Source organism: Streptomyces albidicamelliae, assembly GCF_025642175.1.
Taxonomy (GTDB): domain Bacteria; phylum Actinomycetota; class Actinomycetes; order Streptomycetales; family Streptomycetaceae; genus Streptomyces; species Streptomyces albidocamelliae.
This window is the reverse complement of record NZ_CP106795.1, coordinates 5,726,048-5,745,571: the sequence shown is the minus strand read 5'-3', so window position 1 is coordinate 5,745,571 and position 19,524 is coordinate 5,726,048. Positions and strand designations below refer to the sequence as shown.

The following is a 19,524-nucleotide window of genomic DNA, read 5'->3' as shown; positions in this document are numbered from 1 at the left end:
CGAAGGGGAGTTGACGCATGCGCGGCATCAGACGAACGGCGGCGCTCGTGGGCGCCGCCGCCTTACTGGCGGTGGCACCGGGCAACGCCCACGCGGCGTCGCCGAAGTTCTCCGAGACGACGGCGATCGGCACGCACAACGCGTACGACAAGGCCAAGTACACGTACTTCGCACAGGCGTTGGACTCGGGCGCCTCGCTGCTGGAACTGGATGTGTACGTGGACAGCATCACCCACCGGTGGCGGGTCAGCCACAGCAACCCGTTCGGGAACAACAACAACTGCGAGGCGGCGAAGTCCCCCGACGAGCTGTACGGCAAGAGCCGCAACCAGGATCTCGGCGGCTGCCTCGACAACATCGCGGCCTGGAACCGGCTGCACCCCGACCACCCGCCGATCGTGTTCAAGGTCGAGATGAAGGTCGGCTTCAACGACCGGGCGGGGCTCGGCCCGGACGAATTCGACCGGCTCGTCTCGCAGAAGCTCGGCGGCAGCGTGTACAAGCCCGCCGACCTGCTGGGCGGGACCTACGGCACGCTGGACGCCGCCGCCCGCGCCGACGCCTGGCCCGCGCGTGACTCGCTGCGGGGGAAGTTCCTCTTCGAGCTGATCCCGGGCACGGTCGAGCAGGCGAACCCCTTCGACCACTACTGGACGGACGAGGAGTACGGCGACCATCTGCGGGACCTGTCCGGGGCCGGGCAGCTCGGTCAGGCACAGGCCTTCCCGGCCGTGCTCGGCGCCGAGAACGGCGACCCGCGCGCAGGCCGCTACGACGCGTCGATCCGGCCGTGGTTCGTGTTCTTCGACGGCGACGCGGCGACCTACGTCAACAACGGCTACGACACGTCGTTCTACGCCGCGAACCACTACATCCTGATCACGACGGGTGCCGACGGAGTGTCCCCGGCGATCTCCTCGACCACTCCCACGGACGCCGAAGTCGCCTCCCGGCTGGCCCTGTTGGCCAAGAACCACGCGAGTCTGATCACCTCCGACTGGTCGGCGAAGCCCGCGTCCGTCCTGGGGGCGGTCGCGAACCGAGGCTGAGGTTCCGGATGCGGCCGCAGGGGGCACAACTCCTGCATGCTCCACGGCATCGACGTCAGCGCCTATCAGTCCTCCGCGTACGACACGGACGGTCTCTCCTTCGTCTTCATCAAGGCGACGGAGGGCCGTTCGTACGTCAATCCCCGGCTCACCGCCCAGACGAAGACCGCCCGAGACGCCGGACTGGTCGTCGGCTTCTACCACTTCCTGTGGCCGGGCAGCCTCACCGACCAGGCCGAGTACTTCCTCCGCCACGCCCCCGACCGCCCGGGCGACCTTCTCGCCGTCGACTGGGAGACGACCGGCGAGGGCACGCACGCGAGCAACGCGGAGAAGGACCGCTTCATCCGCAAGCTGAAGGACCTGCGGCCGGACAACCGGGTCGTGCTGTACGCGAACCGGGACTTCTGGCTGAACATCGACACGACCTCGTACGCGGGCGACGGCCTGTGGATCGCGGACTACGTCACCGCCGGCAAGCCCCGCATCAAGGCCAAGTGGCGGTTCCACCAGTACACCAGTGAACCGCACGACAAGGACGTGGCGAACTTCGCGAGCAGGGCGGCGCTCAGGGAGTGGGCCGCCGACGCGTGACTCCGGCTCCGCCGCGTGCGGGGCGGGCGGCTAGGGCCTGTCGTGCTCCGCGGAGGTCCCGGTGGTGCCGTCCGGCGCCGCGCCGGGCTTCGCGTGGAGGATCTCGCGGGCCTGCTCCGCTGCGCGGGCGATGCTCTCGGAGACGAAGTCCACGAAGCGGGCGATGTTCTCCAGGCGGGTGGCGGCCGGGGTGCCGGGACCGAGGACCCCGACGCCCTGCCGTGCGGTCTCGCCGAGGTGGGCGGTGGCGCGGGCGCTGGCCATCGTCGACTGGTACATCACGTCGTCGTCCACGACGTAGCGTTCGCGGCGGCGTTCGTCGCGCTCGCGGCGGACGAGGCCCTGGCTCTCCAGGAAGGCGATCGCCTTGGAGACGGTCGCCGGGCTGACCTGGAGGCGCTGGACGAGTTCGGACGCGGTGAGGGTGCCCGCGTCGGTGGTGTAGAGGCAGACCAGCACACGGGCCGTCATCCGGGGCAGGCCCGACCCCATGAAGACGGCGGTGAGCAGCTCCTCGTAGGCGCGGACGGCCTCGGCGTCCCGACCGTGCGGCTGCGCGGGGGTGCCGGGGTCCCGGGGTGCGGTCTGCCCGTGGCGCCGGGCGCGTCGTTCGGTGGCCCGGTGGGCGGCGTCGGCGCGGTAGGCGGTGGGTCCGCCGTTGCGCATGACCTCGCGGGTGACGGTCGAGGTCGGGCGGCCCAGGCGCCTGGCGATCTCCGCGTAGGCGAGGCCGTCGGCCAGTCCCAGCGCGATCCGCTGACGTTCCTGCTGGGTGAGCCTGCCTCCCGGCATCGCGGCCTCCTTCGTGGTGCGTGACGTCCGCACTATAGCGTTCACTTTCAGTCCATTGCAACGAAGGCATCTCAGTGCCGTTGCGTTAGATTCCCAACCGTTGCAACGATTTCCCCGCATTACCCTGCGCTGACAGGGTTTTGAGGCCTCAACTCCGTTGCCTATTGAGTGAACGCAACGTAGCGTTTCCGGTGTCAGAAACAGCGGGCCGAAGGGGTCCGCACCTGAAGACCGAGGAGTTTTGCGATGCCGAAGTTCGCCACCCCCGCCCCCGTGACCGCCCGCATCGACATCCCCGCCGGACGCATCCGGCTCATCGCCGCCGACCGCGCCGACACCACCGTCGAGGTCCTGCCCGCCGACCCCGCCAAGAGCCGCGACACCAAGGCCGCCGAACGGATCGACGTCACCTACGACGCCGGCGTCCTGCGCATCACCGCCCGCGAGCCCGCCCACCGCGCCCTCGGCACCCCCGGATCCGTCGAGATCACCGTCCAACTCCCCGCCGGCTCCCACCTGAAGGCCACCACCGCCCTCACCGAACTCCGCGGCGTCGGACGCCTCGGCCACGTCACCCTCGACGCCGCCCAGGCCACCGTCAAACTCGACGAGACCGACGAAGCCCGCCTCACCCTCAAGGCCGGCGACATCACCGTCGGCCGCCTCACCGGCCCCGCCGACCTCAGCACCCACAAGGGCGACCTGACCGTCACCGACGCCCACCGCGGCGCCCTCACCCTGCGCACCCAGCACGGCCGGATCTCCGTCACCGCCGCCCGCGGCACCTCCGCCACCCTCGACGCCCACACCGCCTACGGCCGCATCCACAACGCCCTCACCAACACCGACGGCACCGCCGCCGGCCTCACCATCCACGCGTCCACCGGCTACGGCGACATCGACGCCCGCAGCCTCTAGATCCGCATCCAGCGACAGGGGGGCACTCCCATGACCGACTCGGCCATCACGGCGCACGGACTGCGCAAGGCCTACGGCGACAAGACCGTCCTAGACGGTGTCGACCTGGCCGTCCCGCAGGGAACGATCTTCTCCCTGCTCGGCCCGAACGGCGCCGGCAAGACGACCGCCGTCAAGATCCTCTCCACCCTCGTCTCCCCCGGCCCCGGCTCCGGCCCGATCCGGGTCGCCGGCCACGACCTCGCCACGGACCCGCAGGCCGTGCGCGCCGCGATCGGCGTCACCGGGCAGTTCTCCGCCGTGGACGGGCTGATCACCGGCGAGGAGAACATGCTCCTCATGGCGGACCTGCACCACCTCTCCCGCCGCGAGGGACGGCGGGTCGCCGCGGAACTGCTGGAGCGCTTCGACCTCGGCGAGGCCGCGAGGAAGCCGGCCGCCACCTACTCCGGCGGTATGAAGCGCCGCCTCGACATCGCCATGACCCTGGTCGGCGACCCGCGGGTCATCTTCCTCGACGAGCCGACCACGGGACTCGACCCGCGCTCCCGGCACACCATGTGGCAGATCATCCGCGAGCTCGTCACGGGCGGTGTCACCGTCTTCCTCACCACCCAGTACCTGGAGGAGGCCGACGAGCTCGCCGACCGGATCGCCGTGCTGCACGACGGCGGGATCGCCGCCGAGGGCACGGCCGAGGAACTGAAGCGGCTGGTCCCCGGGGGACACGTGCGGCTGCGCTTCACCGACCCGGCCGTGTACCGCGGCGCCGTCTCCGCCCTGGACGAGGCCGTCCGGGACGACGAGGCCCTCACGCTGCAGGTCCCCGGCGACGGCGGCCAGCGGGCACTGCGCTCCCTCCTCGACCGGCTGGACACGGCCGGTGTCGAGGCCGACGAGCTGACCGTGCACACCCCCGACCTCGACGACGTCTTCTTCGCCCTGACCGGCGGCGCAGGCGTCCCCGACCAGCCGAACCGGCCCAACCAGTCCGAGGAGTCCGTCCGATGAGCGCACCCCTGGCCCCCGCCCGCGCGAACGGCTTCTCCCTCGCCGTGCGCGACTGCGTCACGATGCTGCGCCGCAACCTCCTGCACGCCCGGCGCTACCCGTCCCTCACCCTGAACCTGCTGCTGACCCCGGTCATGCTGCTGCTGCTCTTCGTCTACGTCTTCGGCGACACCATGAGCGCGGGCATCGGCGGCGGCGGACCGGACCGCTCCGCCTACATCGCCTACATCGTCCCGGGGCTGTTGCTGATGACCATCGGCAGCACCGTGGTCGGGACCGCGGTGTCCGTCTCCAACGACATGACCGAGGGCATCATCGCCCGCTTCCGGACGATGGCGATCCACCGCGGTTCGGTGCTCGTCGGGCACGTCGTCGGCAGCGTGCTCCAGTCGGTCCTCAGCGTGGTCCTCGTCGGCGCCGTCGCCGTGGCCATCGGCTTCCGGTCCACCGACGCCACCGTGCTGGAGTGGCTCGCGGCGTTCGGACTGCTCGTGCTCTTCGCCACGGCACTCACCTGGATCGCCGTCGGCATGGGGCTCGTCAGCCCGAACGCCGAGGCCGCCGGCAACAACGCGATGCCGCTGATCCTGCTGCCGCTGCTGTCCAGCGCCTTCGTCCCGGTCGACGCGATGCCGGGCTGGTTCCGGCCGATCGCCGAGTACCAGCCGTTCACACCCGCCATCGAGACCCTGCGCGGTCTGCTGCTCGGCACCGGGATCGGTCACCAGGGCTGGCTCGCCGTCGCCTGGTGCGTGGGCCTCGCGGTGCTCGGGTACGTCTGGTCGACCGCGAAGTTCGACCGCGACCCGAAGTAGCCGCGGTGCGAGCGCGGGCCGGCTCCCGCGACCCGTACCCGAAGGGGGCGGCGCACCTCGACACCCCGTCGAGGCGCGCCGCCCCTTCCCGTGCGGGAAACGGACCTCGCGCGGGTCAGCCCCGGAAGTCCGCCGGGCGTTCCCGGGAGGCCTCCGCGAGGGCCTTGCGGACCGCGGCCACGTCCCCGCGCAGCCCGTACACCGGGGTGCCCGGCTGCTGGCGCCAGGAGTCGTCGATGCCGCCCGCGTCGACCGTGTCGAAGCCGAGCTCGTCGATCAGGGCCCGGACCCTGGCCTTGGCCGGCTCGTCGTCACCGGCGACCGGGAGGGCCATGCGGGCGGAGTCGCCCGCCGGGCGGGGGCGGTCCAGGATGTCCTGGGCGTAGGTGCCGTTGAAGGCCTTGACCACCGGGCGGCCCAGGTGGCGTTCGGTCCAGCGGCTCTCGGTGAGGCCCTCGTCCTCGATGCCGGCGATCCGGCCGTCGCGCTGCTGCGGGTAGTAGTTGCCGGTGTCGATCACCGCGGCGCCCTCGGCCGCGCCGTCCAGCAGGCCGGCGGGCAGGTCCGGCACGGCCTTCAGAGGAACGGTGACGACGACGACCTCGGCGCCCTCGGCCGCCTCCTCTGCGCGGACCGGGGTGGCGCCGGTCTCCTCCGCCAGTTCCTTGAGCGTCTCGGGTCCGCGGGAGTTGGCCACGAAGACGTCGTGGCCGAGGGCGGTGAGCCGCCGGGTGAGGTTGCCGCCGATGTTGCCCGCGCCGATGATGCCGATCTTCATGACATGCCCTCCGGGGTATCGATGCACACGCATACGTCCGTTCGGCGTCAACTCCGGCGGGGCGGGGACGTATTCCGTGACCCCGGCGATCGGGTGAGGGGGCCGGAACAGCGCGGAGGGGGTGCCCCTCCCGCTGCTCGCGGGACGGGCACCCCCTCCGGGGCACGCCAGGGGTTCCGGCGGCCTGGGACTACTTGTTCAGGTAGGCCCAGAACTCGTCGAACGACAGGACCTTGTCGCCGTTCAGGTCGCGGGTGCCGATGATGCTCTCGGCCACCGTCTCGGTGACGTTCCAGTCACCACCCTGTGCCAGGGCGGACTTGAACTCGGCCGCGGTGATGAACCCGTCACCGTCCGCGTCGATCCGCTGGAACTGCTTGCGTGCTTCCTCGATGTCCGCCACCGATCCGCCCCTTTTGGTCGTGTTTCTCATGCCGTGCTGGCGTACTGACGCAGGTCAGATTAACGGCCCGGCCGGACACGCAGTGCCTCGGCCACCCACCCGGGCTCCGGGCCTGCCAGTCTGGGCCCTCCAGTCCAGTGGGCCGAGACGGAAGGAGCGGGCCGTGGAGACCTTGCGGGACATTCTCGACGCGGCGGCGCGCGGTGCCTTCCCGCCGGCGGACGGCCGGACGACGGTCGTGGCGCAGCCCTCGGAGCGGGACGCCGGGGTGATCGCGTTCACCGGGCACTCCGTCGTGTTCACCGACGAGGACCCCCGCTGGGTGCGCGGGGCGCTGCGCGCGGCCGAGCGCGGGAGCGACGCCCTGGCCGCCGCGATGAGCCCCCGTTTCCTGACCGCACTGCTGGACCGGACGGGCCGCCTCACCGACACCGTGGACGTCCTGCTGGTGGGTGCCCCGCTGCCGGGGACTCCCGGGATCCCCCTGCGCGCGCTCGACGACCCGGCCCACCCCGGGTGCGGAGCTCGCGCCGGCGCGCGCGACGCGGTCCGGGTCTGGACGGCGGACGGCGGGCTGCTGGTGCTGGGGCGAGGGGTCGCGGGCCGGCTGGAGGTGGCCGTGGAGGTGGCGGAGGAGCACCGGCACCGGGGGCTGGGGCGGGCGCTGGCGACGGCCGCCCGGCAGCTGGCCGGGGAGCCGGTGTGGGCCCAGGTGGCGGCGGGGAACGCCCGCAGCATGCGGGCGTTCCAGGCCTCCGGGTACCGTCCGGTGGGCTCGGAGGCGCTGCTGCGGCCGGGTCAGCGGAAGATGCCGGTGTGCCCGAGCGAGTAACGGCCCGGCTGGGGGTAGACGGCGAGGCCGTGCGGGCCGCTGCCGACCTTGATGCGGGCGAGTTCCGCGCCGGTGCGGGTGTCGATGGCGTAGACCTCGGCGTTGTAGCGGCCGGACAGCCACAGGACCTTGCCGTCGGCGGAGACCCCGCCCATGTCGGGGCTGCCGCCGCCGGGCAGGCGCCACTTCTTGGTGAGCCGGCCCCGGGTGAAGTCGAAGAGGGAGATCGTGCCCTCGCCGCGGTTGGAGATGTACATCTCGCGGGAGTCCCGGCTGACGTACAGGCCGTGGGTGCCCTTGCCGGTGGCGAGGAACCGGGGCCTGGTGAACTTGTCGCCGTCGAGGATCCACAGGCCGTTGGCCATCATGTCGGCGATGTAGAACAGCTTGCCGTCCGGGGAGATCTTCACGTCCTGCGGCATGGCGCCCTGGAACGGCAGTTTCTCCTGCGCGACCACCTTCATGGCCGCGGTGTCGACCTTGAGGACCTCGCCGCTGAACTCGCAGGAGACGATGAAGTAGCGGCCGTCGACCGAGAAGTCGGCGTGGTTGACGCCGTAGCAGCTGACCGGGACAGCCTTGACGACCTTCATCGTGTGGGCGTCGCGGAAGACGAGTTCGCGGTCCATGGAGGCCATGACGACCGCGTACTTGCCGTCGGGCGTGAAGTAGAGGTTGTACGGGTCGTGCACCTCGACCGGCTTGCCCGCCCGGCCGGTGCGCGGGTCGATGGGGGTGAGGCTGTTGCCGAGGTCGTTGTTGACCCAGAGGGTCTTCAGGTCCCAGGACGGCACGACGTGCTGGGGCTGGTGCCCGACGGGGATGGTCTCGATCACCCGGTAGGTCTTCGGGTCGATGACGGTGACCGTGTCGGACTGGGTGTTGGGGACGTACACCCGGGAGGGGAAGTCCTTGACCACGGGCGAGAGCCGGTTGGGCCGGTCGGCGGCGTAGACGTCGGTCGGGTCCTCCACCGGCGGCATCCCGGGCAGCACGTTCACCTGGGGCTGCCTGGCCCGCGGCTGGACCGGCGCCTTGCTGGCGGGGGCCGCGTTCTCGGGGCGCTCCTCCCCGCCGCCGCACGCCGAGAGCAGCGTCAGGGCGGTGAGGGCGGCGCCGGCGGCCAGCAGGCGGGCGGCTTTCGTGGTTCTCATCAGCTCAGCAGCTCCGTGGTGGTGACCGCGCGCAGTCCGCGGCGGTCGAGTTCGTGGAGGACGTCGGGCAGGGCGGCGACGGTGTCCGGATAGCCGAAGTGCAGGCTCACCACGGACCCGTTGGTCACGTCGGCGAGGACCTTGCGGGTGACGGCGGCGGCGCCGGGGCGGGTGTAGTCGAGCGAGTCGACGTCGTACGACAGCACGTGCGGGTAGCCGGCGGCGCGGGCCAGCCCGGCGACGAGGGGCGAGGCGGTGGGCGCGCGGGAGGGGCGGAACCAGGTGCCGATGGAGCCGGTGAGCCGCCGCAGCCGGTCGGCGCAGTCGATGATCTCCTTGCGCGCCGACGCCTGGGACATGGCGTTGACGGAGACGTGGCGCTGGGTGTGGTTGCCGAGGTCGTGGCCGCCGTCGAGGATGCGCCGGGCGACGTCCGGGTGCTCGTCCAGCCAGGTGCCGACGGCGAGCACGGTGAGGCGGGCGCCGCGCTTCTCGGCCGTGCTCAGCAGGGAGTGGGCGAGGGCGGGGTCGCCCTGGCCGTGGAAGGTGAGGGCGACCTGGCGGCGGGTGCGCGGGCCGTGGGTGATCTGGGCCGGCTGTCCGGGGTAGGCCCGGGGTGCGGGCGCGGTCCGGGCGGTGGCCGCAGGCCGGCCGGACACGGAGGCGTGGGGCGGGGACAGGGGGGTGGACGCGTCGGCCGGCGTGGTGGCCGGGGCGGCCCGTCCGGAGCCGCAGCCGGCGGCCAGCGCGCCACCGGTGACGAGCCCGGCGCCCGCGCGCAGCACCTCGCGTCGGTTGGTCGTGGTCACCCGCACCATTTAAGGGGCGAAGGGTAAGAAAACCGCCGATTAGCCGGTTCGGGGTGTTATCGGGTCGCGGGGCGCGCAGCCGGTCCGCGGGACGCGCCGGGCCCGCCCGGGGGGTCAGGGCCTGTCGTGTGGATCGTGCCCGCGTCGCCAGACAAGGCACCGTGGGCCAGGCCGGCCTGATCCGAACGACAGGCCCTAGCGGTCGGCGACCCGCATCTCGAACCAGGTGGTCTTGCCGCGCGGCAGCAGGTCGACGCCCCACCGGTCGGAGAGTTTGTCGACGAGGAACAGCCCGCGGCCGCTGACGTCCATCTCCTGAACGGGCATCAGGCAGGGCAGGCCGCGGGAGGGATCGCGGACCTCCACACGGATCCAGCCGGGACGGCGGCGCATGCGCAGACCGAAGACGCGTGCACCGGTGTGCCGTACGGCGTTGCCGACGAGTTCCGACACGAGTAGGACGGCGTCCTCGGTGAGCTTCGGGGTCAGCCGCCAGGTGCGCAGGACGACGACCTGGGCGAGCCGGCGGGCGGTGGCGGCGGACTCCGGGCGGGACGGCAGCGGTACTTCCGCCTCCGTCGGGTTGCCGAACAGTTCGAGCGCCTTGAGCGCCTGTTCGTCCTCGACCGCGGGCGACCATCGTGCCGCGGCCGCACGGCTGTGTCCCCGCGGCTGTTCGATGCCCTCCAGCCCCGCCATGCCCCCATGATGGCGGCCCGGAGCCGTCTTGGGGGCCGTTCCGGAGGAATACGCCCCCCGTACGCCCCTGCCGTGCGCTCGGCGATCGGCATATGCCGTCGGCATGCCGACATCCGGTACATCCTGGTTGACCTGCGACGACGGGCCGCCCAGGGGCAATCGCCGGAACGCCCCGACAAGACAGGTTTAAGGTTGTCTTAAGGCTCCCATAAACCGCCCCATCGGGGGACCCGGGTGAGACGCCGTGTCAATTGCAAGGGTTCCGGGGTGAGTTACGGAGAAGTTCACCCCGCGGGTGTCACAGGAACTTGGCCTTGCCCGGCCCTTCCTCGACGAAGCTGCGCATGCCCCGCTCGCGGTCCTCGGTGGCGAACAGACCCGCGAACCAGTTCCGTTCGACGGCGAGGCCGGTGTCGATGTCCGTCTCCAGGCCGGTGTCGACGGACTCCTTGGCGGCGCGCAGCGCGATCGCCGGGCCCTGCGCGAGCTTCGCGGCCCAGGCGTGCGCCTGCTCGTACACCTCGGCGGCCGGCACCACACGGTCGACCAGACCGATCGTGAGGGCCTCGTCGGCCTTGACCTGACGGCCCGTGAAGATGAGGTCCTTGGCCCTGGACGGTCCGACCAGCCGGGGCAGCCGCTGGGTGCCGCCGGCGCCCGGGATCAGGCCGAGCAGGATCTCGGGCTGGCCCAGCTTGGCGTTGTCGGCGGCGACGCGGAAGTCGGCGCACAGCGCGAGCTCGCAGCCGCCGCCGAGCGCGTACCCGGTGATCGCCGCGACGACCGGCTTGGGGATGCGGGCCACGGCGGTGAAGGAGTCCTGCAGGGCGCGGGCACGCCGGACCATCCCGGCGTGGTCCATGTTCTGCATCTCCTTGATGTCCGCGCCCGCCGCGAACACCCGCTCGCCGCCGTAGATCACCACGGCGCGCACGTCGTCGCGGCGCGTGGCCTCCTCGGCGAGTTCCTTCAGCCGGTCCTGCGTGGCGATGTCCAGCGCGTTCATCGGGGGCCGGTCCAGGCGCAGGGTTCCGACGCCTTCGGCGACTTCGAGAGAGACGGTCATGGTGAGCAGGTTAACGGGGACTAACGGGAACGGGCCCGGTGCCGTTCCTCACAGCACCGGGCCCGTACGTCGGGCGGGGTTCACTTCTTCCAGTCGGCCCAGGACATGTTCCAGCCGTTGAGGCCGTTGGCCGGGTCCACCGTGCGGTCGTGGGACTTCTTCACGACCACCACGTCACCGACGATGGAGTGGTTGAAGAACCAGGCCGCCGGGACGCCCTTGTCGTAGCCGCCGCGCACGTCGCGCAGACCGACGCAGCCGTGGCTGGCGTTGTAGTTGCCGAAGGCGCCGCCGCCCCAGTAGTTGCCGTGGATGAAGGTGCCGGAGGTGGTGAGGCGGATGGCGTGCGGCACGTCCTTGATGTCGTACTCGCCGCCGTAGCCGACGGTCTCGCCGTTCATCCGGGTGACGGCGAGCTTCTCGCTCATGACCATCTGGCCGTTCCAGGTCTCGTAGCCGGGCTTGCCCGTGGTGACCGGGATGGTCTTGACGACCTTGCCGTCCTGGGTGACCTTCATCGTGTGCTTCTTCGCGTCCACGAAGGAGACCTGGTCGCGGCCGATGGTGAACTTCACGGTCTTGTGCTGCTCGCCGTAGACGCCGTCGCGGCCCTCGACGCCGTCCAGGTTGAGGTCGACGGTGACCTTGGTGCCGGACTTCCAGTAGTGCTCCGGACGGAAGTCCAGGCGGTCGTTGCCGAACCAGTGGCCCTCGACGTCGACGGCCGGCTCGGTCTTGATGCGGATCGCCTTCTCCACGGCGTCCGGGCTGGTGATGCCCCGCGTGAAACGTATGGAGAACGGCATGCCCACGCCGACGGTGGAACCGTCCTCGGGGGTGAAGGAACCGGTGAAGGTGTTCTTCGGGGTCAGCGTGGTGAAGCTGGAGTCCTCGGCCGCCGCGCGGCCCTCGGAGTCCTTCGCGACCGCGTGCACCGTGTACTTGGTGCCGGCGGCCAGATGGGTCGACGGCGTCCACGAGGCGCCGCCGCCGGATATGGTGCCGTCGATCTTCGCGCCCTTGGCGTCCTTGACGGTCACCTCGGTCAGCTTGCCCTGGGCGACGGCCACCTTGAGGGCGCCGCTCGTGTCGACGTCCCTGGCACCGGACTTGGGCGCGATGCTGACGGCGGCCGTCGACTGCTTGCCCTGCTGGGTCGCGCGCTTGTCCTTGCCGTCCGCCGGCCCCGCCTTGTCGTCACCGCCCCCGCCGCACGCGGCGAGCGTCAGCACGAGAGCGCCGGCCACCATCGCCAGTCCCCTACGACCTCGCCGCTCCGCCACCGACGCCCCCGAAACAGGCCGCACGTTCAACTCGCACTCCCCCTCGCCGGACCTGGCCAGGTCCGCTCCCCACCACACTGGTGCGCGCATATTAACCGCCTGGTCATGAGGCGGGTGTCAGGCGTATGTCACCGTTCCGTCGCAACTTCCGCCCGACCCCCTCGCCCCGAACCCGGCCCCTCACCCGGTTATTTCACCGCGCTGCCCGCTTTCCACACGTTCCAGGTCATGTTCCACCCGCCGAGCCCGTTGTCCGGTGAGACGGTCTTGTCCTTGCTGTGCACCACCTCGACGACGTCACCGACGAGACTGCGGTCGAAGAACCAGCCCGCCGGGGTGTCCGAACTGCCGCCCTTGACGTCCATCAACCCCACACAGCCGTGGCTGACGTTGACCTGGCCGGGGGCGTCCGGGGCCCAGTAGTTGCCGTGCAGGAAGGTGCCGGAGTCGGTCAGCTTCATGGCGTGCGGGACGTCGGGGATGTCGTACTCGCCGCCGAAGCCCACCGTCCGGCTGTTCATGCGGGTGACCTCCAGCATGTCCATCACCACCATCTTCCCGTTGTACGTCGGGTGCTTGGGGGCGCCCGCCGTGATCGGGACCGTGGCGAGGAGCTGCCCGTCGCGCCGTACGTCCATGGTGTGCTTGGCCGCGTCGACCAGGGAGACCTGGCTGCGGCCGACGGTGAACGAGAACGTCTTGTCCTGCAGCCCGTAGGCGCCGCGCGCGCCCTCGACGTCCCGCAGGTCCAGGTCGACGGTGACCTCGGTGCCGGGCTTCCAGTAGTGCTCGGGACGGAAGTCCAGGCGGTCCTTGCCGAACCAGTGCGGGCGGATCTCGACGGGGGGCCGCGCGCTGACGTGGACGGCGCGTTCGACGGCGGCCCGGTCGGTGATCTCCCGGCTGAAGGCGAGGGAGACGATCATCCCGGTGCCGACCACGGAGCGGTTCTCCGGAGTGACGTATCCGATGAACCGCTGGTCGGGGACGTAGGTGGTGAAGGTGGTGTGCCGGGCAGAGCGTCGGCCCCGGGAGTCCAGCGCGACCACGTCGACGGTGTACTTGGCGGCGAGCGCCAGCTTGGCCTCCTCGGGCTGCCAGGTCAGGCCGTCACCGCTGATACGGCCGGGTACGGGGGTGTCCTGCGCGTCCTGCGACCGGACCACGGTCACCTTCTCCAGGCGTCCGCCCGGCACCCGCACCCGCAGCCTGCTGTCGGGCCGTACGGCCTTGCTGCCGTCGTCGGGGGTGACACGGATGACGTCCTCGGGAGCCGGGGGTTTGCCCAGCGATCCGCCGATACCCAGCGGGCCCGAGCCGTCCGCCGAGCAGCCGGCCGTCAGCCCTGCCCACATCACTGCCGCGGCCAGCGCGGCCAGCGCGCGCCGCGCGCGTCCTTGTACGTGCCTCACGCGGGACTCAACGACGGCGCACGCTCCGGGGAAACGTGAGTGCGACCCAAGCATTGGGCAGAACAGAGGGAAGGACGACACGTTGGGGAGCCGCCGCGCCCGCGCCGGAGCCGTCGGGGCGCAGCCGTGTCGGGTGGTCAGGGGTGCCGAAAGGCACGCCCGGCCCCCGGGCACGGCCGACTGCGCCGCCCCGGGGGCGAGCCACTGAAAGAGGGGCCGACAAGGTGACGAGCGCAGCCGAGCAGCGGGCACCGGCCGGGGAGCCGGCCGGGAGCGGGCAACCGGCGGCGGTGAACGGCTCCCGGCGGGCCGTACCGCCCGCACCGGCCGTGTGGCCGGGTGCGCCGACCCCGCTGGGGGCCCGGTTCCGGGTGGGCCCGGACGGGGTCGCGGGCACCAACTTCGCCCTGTGGGCGGCCGGTGCGGAGGCGGTCCGGGTGTGCCTGTTCGACGAGCGGGGCCGGGAGACCCCGATCCCGCTGACCGAACTGACGCACGAGATCTGGCACGGCTTCGTGCCCGGCGTGATGCCCGGACAGCGGTACGGCTACCGGGTGGACGGCCGCTGGGACCCCTGGACCGGCGCCCGCTGGAACCCGGCCAAACTGCTGCTGGACCCGTACGCCCGGGCGGTGGACGGGGAGTTCCGGCTGCCGCCGGAGGTGTACGGGCACGTCCGGGACTGGCCGGAGCAGCATGTCGCGGACACCGTGCGGGACGAGCGGGACTCGGCGCCGTACGTGCCGAAGGGGGTCGTCGTCCACGACGACGACGACTGGTCCGACGACCGCCGCCCCAAGACGCCGTGGGCGGACTCGGTGATCTACGAGCTGCACGTGCGCGGCTTCACCGCACTGCACCCGGACATCCCGGAGGAACTGCGCGGCACCTACGCCGGCCTGGCCCACCCGGCCGCGATCGAGCACCTGGTGCGGCTCGGCGTCACGGCCGTGGAGCTGCTGCCCGTCCACCAGTTCGCGCACGAGGACCATCTGCTGCGCCGGGGCCTGAAGAACTACTGGGGCTACAACTCCATCGGCTACTTCGCCCCGCACGCGGCCTACGCGGCCTCCGGTACGACGGGTCAGCAGGTCGGCGAGTTCAAGCGGATGGTGCGCGCCCTGCACGCGGCCGGCATCGAGGTCATCCTCGACGTGGTCTACAACCACACGGCGGAGGCGGGCGAGCTGGGCCCGACCCTGTCCCTGAAGGGCATCGACAACCGCGGCTACTACCGGCTCCAGGGCGACGCCCGCCGCTACGCCGACTACACCGGCTGCGGCAACACCCTGCACGTCGTCCAGCCCCAGGTCCTGCGCCTGATCACGGACTCGCTGCGCTACTGGGTGACGGAGATGGGCGTCGACGGATTCCGGTTCGACCTCGCGGCGGCGCTCGCCCGTTCGATGCACGACGTCGACATGCTCTCCCCGTTCCTCGCGGTCATCGCCCAGGACCCGGTGCTGCGCCGGATGAAGCTGATCGCCGAGCCCTGGGACATCGGCTCGGGCGGCTACCAGGTGGGCGCGTTCCCCCCGCTGTGGACGGAGTGGAACGATCGCTACCGCGACGCGGTGCGGGACTTCTGGCGGCACGCCCTGCCGGACGTCCGCGAGATGGGCTACCGCCTGTCCGGCTCCAGCGATCTGTACGCCTGGGGTGGCCGCCGCCCCTACGCCTCGGTCAACTTCGTCACCGCGCACGACGGGTTCACCCTGCGCGACCTGGTGTCGTACGAACGCAAGCACAACGAGGCCAACGGCGAGAACAACCGGGACGGCACCGGCGACAACCGCTCCTGGAACTGCGGCACGGAGGGCGAGACCGGCGACGAGCGGGTACGGGCGCTGCGGCGCAGACAGCTGCGCAACCTCCTGACCACGCTGCTGCTGTCCACCGGGGTGCCCATGCTGGTCGCCGGTGACGAACTGGGCCGCACCCAGCGCGGCAACAACAACGCCTACTGCCAGGACAACGAGATCAGCTGGCTGGACTGGTCGCTGCTGCGGGAGCCCGGCTGGCGGGCGCTGTACGAGCTGACGTCGCGGCTGATCGCGCTGCGCCACCGGCACCCGGTGCTGCGCCGCCGCGCGTTCTTCTCCGGCCGGGCCCACTCGGCGGACGGGCTGCGGGACCTCGCCTGGTTCACCTCACGGGGCGCGGAGATGACCGAGGGCGACTGGTACGCGCCCGCGGCCACGCTCGGCATGTACCTCTCCGGGCGGGACATCCCCGGCCGGGACGAACGGGGCGCGCCGGTCGTGGACGACAGCTTCCTCGCGGTGCTGCACGCGGGCGACCGGCCGACGGGCTTCGTGCTGCCGGGCCCGCCGTGGGCGGAGCGGTACGAGGTCGTCGTGGACACCTCCCGGGAGGAGCAGTCCGAGGCCCCGGGAACGGTCCACCCGGCGGGCGAGGAGATCACGGTCCCGGCCCGCGCGGTACTGCTGCTGAAGGTCGCCTGAACCCCGGGGCGGGACGCCGTCGCGGGCCCCGCGAACCCGTCCGTACGGCTGTGCGGGAGACTCCCTGAGCCTGTGCGCGGGCTGTGCGTGACGCGGATCACGCCGGCCGGGTGCAGCACTCGAGGGGGTCCAGGGCCTTTCCCCTGGTGTAGACAGCCGGCGAGGACGGGGACCGTGGGGATGGAGCAGACGAGGGCCGGTGAGTACGACGCGTTCGTGGCGGCCCGCTGGTCGGTGCTGTTCCATCTGGCCCGTCTGCTCACCGGCGGGGACCGGCACCGGGCCGAGGACCTGTTGCAGGAGTCCCTGGTGAAGCTGTGGTTCGTCTGGCCGAAGGTGGCCGACGAGGCACCGGAGGCGTACGTCCGCAAGGTGCTGGCCCGCGCCGCGGCCCGTTCCGCCCGGCGGCGCTGGTGGGGCGAGCGTCCCGTGGACGAGCTGCCCGAGGTGGCGGCGGCCGGCGACGTGTCGGCGACCGTGGCGGAGCGTTCCCGGCTGGAGGCGGCGCTCGCGCAGCTGACGCCGCAGCAGCGCGCCGCCGTGGTGCTGCGCTACTACCAGGACCTGCCGGACCGGCAGGTCGCGGAGGTGCTGGGCTGCCCGGTGGGCACGGCCCGGTCCCACGCCGCGCGCGGGGTGGCCCGGCTGCGCCGGCTCCTGGCCGACGTCATCGAGCCGGTGGGGTGAGGGAGAGACCCATGGACCGCATGGAGCACCTGGACGGCACGGACGGCGGGGATCACCTGGACCGCGGGGATCACCGGCCCCTCGGCGGGCACGGCGACGGGCCCGCGCACGGGGACCGGCACGACCACTTCGAGCGTCAGCTGAGCCGGCTGATGCACTCCGCCCGCGAGCAGGCGTCCTTCGACGTCCGGCACCAAGAACGGTTGCGGGCGGGCGTGCGGACGCGCCGCCGGGTGCGGGCCGTACGCCGGGCGGCCGGGTCCGTCCTGGCGGTGGCCGGCCTGGGACTCGGCCTGTTCCTGTGGCCGCACGGCCACATCGACGACCGGCCGAGCGCGCCGCATCCGCGGCCGCTGACGGAACCGAGCACGACGACCTCGCCGACCCCGACGCCGAGCGCGACCCCGTCCGCACCGGCGACGTCGGAATTCCCGACGCCCGACGGCGACCCGACCACCTCCGAGCCCCCGATCAACGGCGGGAGTTCGGTCACCGGCACCGTGCGGCCGCCGACCGACACGGCGAAGGCCACGGCGACCGCCACGGCGACGGCCACGCCCGGGGACGACGGCACCACACCGCCGGCCACGGCACCGGAGACCACCGCGGCCGGCCGGAACGGCTAGCCCGCCACCGTCCTGCCGCTCCCCCCGCGTGCCCGCGGCACGCCGACGACCGACGACACCCAGGGACTCACGTGACAGACATCCGACCGGGCCGGCCACCCGCCGCGGCCCCCGTGCCCCGGCGCGCGCCCCTGCCGACGCACCACGAGGAGCCCGTCCTGGACGTGGCCGTGCCGGTGTTCAACGAGGAGAAGGACCTGGAGCCGAACGTCCGCCGGCTGCACGCGCACCTGCGGGACACCTTCCCCTACCCGTTCCGGATCACCGTCGCGGACAACGCGAGCACCGACCGCACCCCGCTGATCGCCGCCCGGCTCGCCGAGGAGCTGCCCGAGGTGGCCGCGCTCCGGCTGCCCGAGAAGGGACGCGGCCGGGCGCTGCGAGCGGCCTGGTCGGGTTCGCGTGCCCCCGTGCTGGCCTACCTGGACGTCGACCTGTCGACCGGGCTCGCCGCGCTGCTGCCGCTGGTCGCCCCGCTCATATCCGGCCACTCCGACCTCGCCATCGGCAGCCGGCTCGCCCCCGGCGCGCGGGTGGTGCGCGGGGCCAGGCGGGAGGTCATATCCCGCTGCTACAACGTGCTGCTGCGGTGCACGCTCGCCGTCGGCTTCTCCGACGCGCAGTGCGGGTTCAAGGCGGTGCGCCGCGAGGCCGCCGAGCGGCTGCTGCCGCTGGTGCGGGACGGCGAGTGGTTCTTCGACACCGAGCTGCTGGTGCTGGCCGAGCGGGCGGGCCTCAGGATCCACGAGGTCCCGGTGGACTGGGTCGACGACCCGGACAGCAGCGTGGACATCCTCGCGACCGCGCTGGCGGACCTGCGCGGGATCGCGCGGATGCGGCGCGCGCTCGGCCGCCGCCGGCCGTGTGCCGTGGCGGTGCCCCGGTGACCGCGACCCTGCCCCGCACCCTGGCCTCCGCCCCCGGCCCGAGCCCGGCGAGCGGCTGCGGGCCGCCGTCCGCCGGCACGGCCCGGTCCTCGCCCTGTTCGGCGCGCTCAAACTGGCCGGTTTCTGCTCCTTCATGTACCTGCTGTCGTCCGCCGGGGACTACCGCACCAAGCACCCCCGGTTCGGCGGCGGCGCGCACGCCTGGGACGTGCTGGCGACCTGGGACGGCTGGTGGTACCAGCAGATCGCCCTGCACGGCTACGACCCGCGACTCGTCCCGGTCCCGGGCGCCACCGGCCTGATCACGCTGGAGGGCAACTCGGCGGCGTTCTTCCCGCTCTATCCGGCGCTGATCCGGATGACCTCCGCCGTCACCGGCCTCGGTTCGTACGGCGCCGGGCTGCTGGTGTCGATCGTGGCGTCCTTCGCCGCCGCCCTCGGCATCCACGCCGTCGCCGAGCGCCTCGGCGGCCGGCGGGCCGGGCTCGCCGCGGCCGGGCTGTGGGCGGTGTGGCCGGGCTCGGGCGTGGAGTGGGCGGTCTACTCCGACTCCCTGTACGTGGCCCTGGCCGCCTGGGCCTGCCATGCCGTCATGACCCGACGCTGGCTCACGGCCGGGCTGCTCACCTTCGCGGCCGGCCTCAACCGGCCCACGGCCGCCGCGCTGATCGCGGCGCTGGCCGTCGCCGTGCTGCTGTCCCTGCGCCGCCGGGAGGACGGCGCCCTGCGCCCGCTGGTCGCCCTCGCGCTGGCACCGCTCGGGCTGCTCGGCTATCTGCTCTGGGTCGGCGACCGCATGGGCGACCTGGGCGGCTACTTCGCCCTCCAGTCGGGCGCCTGGGCGCACAGCTTCGACTACGGCGAGCAGACCTGGGACGTGCTGACGTCCGTACCGGTGGGCAAGTTCGACTACCTCTTCGCCTACCCCTTCGCCGACGTCATCTCGGTCGCCGTCATCCTGCTCGCCTGCGCGCTGCTGCCGCTGCTGGTGCGGCTGCGCCCCCCGGCGGTGCTGGTCGTGTACACCGTCCTCACGCTCGCCCTGGTGCTCGGCAGCCAGCAGATCGTCGCCAACATCTCCCGCTACCTGCTGCCCTGCTTCCCGCTGTTCCTGCCGCTGGCGCTCGGCCTGCGACGGCTGAGCCTTCCCCTGCAGTGCACCTTGCTCGGCATCGCGGCGCTCGCCTCCGGCTCGTACGCGGGCTACGCCCTGTTCGAGCTCGGGGTGCCGTGATCCGGCCCGG

19 protein-coding genes and 1 pseudogene are annotated in these 19,524 nt (G+C 72.3%); 11 read left to right on the top strand and 9 right to left on the bottom strand.

What is annotated here, in order from left to right; translation table 11 throughout:
- The first annotated feature begins 17 nt into the window (after window positions 1-17).
- Window positions 18-1,049, top strand: a complete 1,032-nt coding sequence (locus N8I86_RS26365) for a Ca2+-dependent phosphoinositide-specific phospholipase C (protein WP_073889725.1) — start codon at window positions 18-20, stop codon at window positions 1,047-1,049.
- A 36-nt stretch (window positions 1,050-1,085) separates the two neighbouring features.
- Window positions 1,086-1,643 (top strand): glycoside hydrolase family 25 protein, encoded by a 558-nt coding sequence (locus N8I86_RS26360; RefSeq protein ID WP_073889723.1) that lies wholly within the window; start codon window positions 1,086-1,088, stop codon window positions 1,641-1,643.
- Window positions 1,644-1,673: 30 nt separating this feature from the next.
- Here N8I86_RS26360 and N8I86_RS26355 read toward each other — a convergent pair whose 3' ends face one another.
- A complete protein-coding gene (locus N8I86_RS26355) occupies window positions 1,674-2,435 on the bottom strand; it encodes a helix-turn-helix domain-containing protein (protein WP_263278864.1) in 762 nt (253 codons plus the stop codon).
- Between the two features lie 246 nt (window positions 2,436-2,681).
- On the opposite strand from N8I86_RS26355, the gene N8I86_RS26350 reads away from it, so the two are divergent.
- The 3 genes from N8I86_RS26350 to N8I86_RS26340 are packed head-to-tail and all read left to right on the top strand — an operon-like array spanning window position 2,682 to window position 5,179.
- On the top strand, window positions 2,682-3,353 hold the full coding sequence (locus tag N8I86_RS26350; protein ID WP_263278863.1) for a DUF4097 domain-containing protein: 672 nt from the start codon (window positions 2,682-2,684) through the stop codon (window positions 3,351-3,353).
- 30 nt (window positions 3,354-3,383) lie between these two features.
- Complete coding sequence (locus tag N8I86_RS26345; protein WP_263278862.1) at window positions 3,384-4,364, top strand: ATP-binding cassette domain-containing protein; 981 nt, start codon at window positions 3,384-3,386, stop codon at window positions 4,362-4,364.
- Window positions 4,361-5,179 carry an ABC transporter permease gene (locus tag N8I86_RS26340; RefSeq protein WP_073889715.1) on the top strand — a complete coding sequence of 273 codons (819 nt, stop codon included), beginning with the start codon at window positions 4,361-4,363 and terminating at the stop codon, window positions 5,177-5,179. Before N8I86_RS26345 ends, N8I86_RS26340 begins: the two co-directional genes overlap by 4 nt.
- A 115-nt stretch (window positions 5,180-5,294) precedes the next feature.
- Here N8I86_RS26340 and N8I86_RS26335 read toward each other — a convergent pair whose 3' ends face one another.
- Complete coding sequence (locus tag N8I86_RS26335; RefSeq protein ID WP_263278861.1) at window positions 5,295-5,957, bottom strand: NADPH-dependent F420 reductase; 663 nt, start codon at window positions 5,955-5,957, stop codon at window positions 5,295-5,297.
- A 190-nt stretch (window positions 5,958-6,147) separates the two neighbouring features.
- Entirely contained in the window at window positions 6,148-6,360 is a 213-nt protein-coding gene (locus N8I86_RS26330) for an EF-hand domain-containing protein (protein WP_073889711.1), read from the bottom strand.
- Between the two features lie 163 nt (window positions 6,361-6,523).
- Here N8I86_RS26330 and N8I86_RS26325 point away from each other — a divergent pair, with 163 nt between their 5' ends.
- Window positions 6,524-7,192, top strand: coding sequence for a GNAT family N-acetyltransferase (locus tag N8I86_RS26325; protein WP_263278860.1), 669 nt, complete (start codon window positions 6,524-6,526; stop codon window positions 7,190-7,192).
- On the opposite strand, the gene N8I86_RS26320 is transcribed toward N8I86_RS26325, so the two are convergent.
- From N8I86_RS26320 to N8I86_RS26295, 6 genes are all read right to left on the bottom strand, one after another.
- Window positions 7,159-8,346 (bottom strand): YncE family protein, encoded by a 1,188-nt coding sequence (locus N8I86_RS26320; RefSeq protein ID WP_263278859.1) that lies wholly within the window; start codon window positions 8,344-8,346, stop codon window positions 7,159-7,161. The genes N8I86_RS26325 and N8I86_RS26320 overlap by 34 nt on opposite strands.
- On the bottom strand, window positions 8,346-9,164 hold the full coding sequence (locus N8I86_RS26315; RefSeq protein ID WP_263278858.1) for a polysaccharide deacetylase family protein: 819 nt from the start codon (window positions 9,162-9,164) through the stop codon (window positions 8,346-8,348). Before N8I86_RS26315 ends, N8I86_RS26320 begins: the two co-directional genes overlap by 1 nt.
- A gap of 186 nt (window positions 9,165-9,350) precedes the next feature.
- Complete coding sequence (locus N8I86_RS26310; RefSeq protein WP_055710475.1) at window positions 9,351-9,854, bottom strand: ATP-binding protein; 504 nt, start codon at window positions 9,852-9,854, stop codon at window positions 9,351-9,353.
- Window positions 9,855-10,152: 298 nt separating this feature from the next.
- Entirely contained in the window at window positions 10,153-10,920 is a 768-nt protein-coding gene (locus N8I86_RS26305) for an enoyl-CoA hydratase/isomerase family protein (RefSeq protein WP_263278857.1), read from the bottom strand.
- An 80-nt stretch (window positions 10,921-11,000) separates the two neighbouring features.
- Window positions 11,001-12,233, bottom strand: coding sequence for a L,D-transpeptidase (locus tag N8I86_RS26300; protein WP_385330910.1), 1,233 nt, complete (start codon window positions 12,231-12,233; stop codon window positions 11,001-11,003).
- Between the two features lie 158 nt (window positions 12,234-12,391).
- The gene (locus tag N8I86_RS26295) at window positions 12,392-13,615 is read right to left on the bottom strand and encodes a L,D-transpeptidase (protein WP_263278855.1); all 1,224 of its coding nucleotides are present in this window, start codon (window positions 13,613-13,615) and stop codon (window positions 12,392-12,394) included.
- A gap of 224 nt (window positions 13,616-13,839) precedes the next feature.
- On the opposite strand from N8I86_RS26295, the gene glgX reads away from it, so the two are divergent.
- The 5 genes and pseudogenes from glgX to N8I86_RS26270 all read left to right on the top strand — a co-directional run bounded on the left by glgX (window position 13,840) and on the right by N8I86_RS26270 (window position 19,514).
- Window positions 13,840-16,080, top strand: a complete 2,241-nt coding sequence (gene glgX / locus N8I86_RS26290; RefSeq protein WP_263278854.1) for a glycogen debranching protein GlgX — start codon at window positions 13,840-13,842, stop codon at window positions 16,078-16,080.
- A 180-nt stretch (window positions 16,081-16,260) separates the two neighbouring features.
- Window positions 16,261-16,767, top strand: a complete 507-nt coding sequence (locus N8I86_RS26285; RefSeq protein ID WP_073889700.1) for a SigE family RNA polymerase sigma factor — start codon at window positions 16,261-16,263, stop codon at window positions 16,765-16,767.
- An 11-nt stretch (window positions 16,768-16,778) separates the two neighbouring features.
- Window positions 16,779-17,393, top strand: a complete 615-nt coding sequence (locus N8I86_RS26280; protein ID WP_263278853.1) for a hypothetical protein — start codon at window positions 16,779-16,781, stop codon at window positions 17,391-17,393.
- Window positions 17,394-17,524: 131 nt separating this feature from the next.
- Window positions 17,525-18,247: pseudogene (locus tag N8I86_RS26275) on the top strand (dolichyl-phosphate beta-glucosyltransferase); the annotation flags it as partial.
- Window positions 18,248-18,257: 10 nt separating this feature from the next.
- Window positions 18,258-19,514 (top strand): hypothetical protein, encoded by a 1,257-nt coding sequence (locus N8I86_RS26270; RefSeq protein WP_404830832.1) that lies wholly within the window; start codon window positions 18,258-18,260, stop codon window positions 19,512-19,514.
- Window positions 19,515-19,524: the final 10 nt, after the last annotated feature.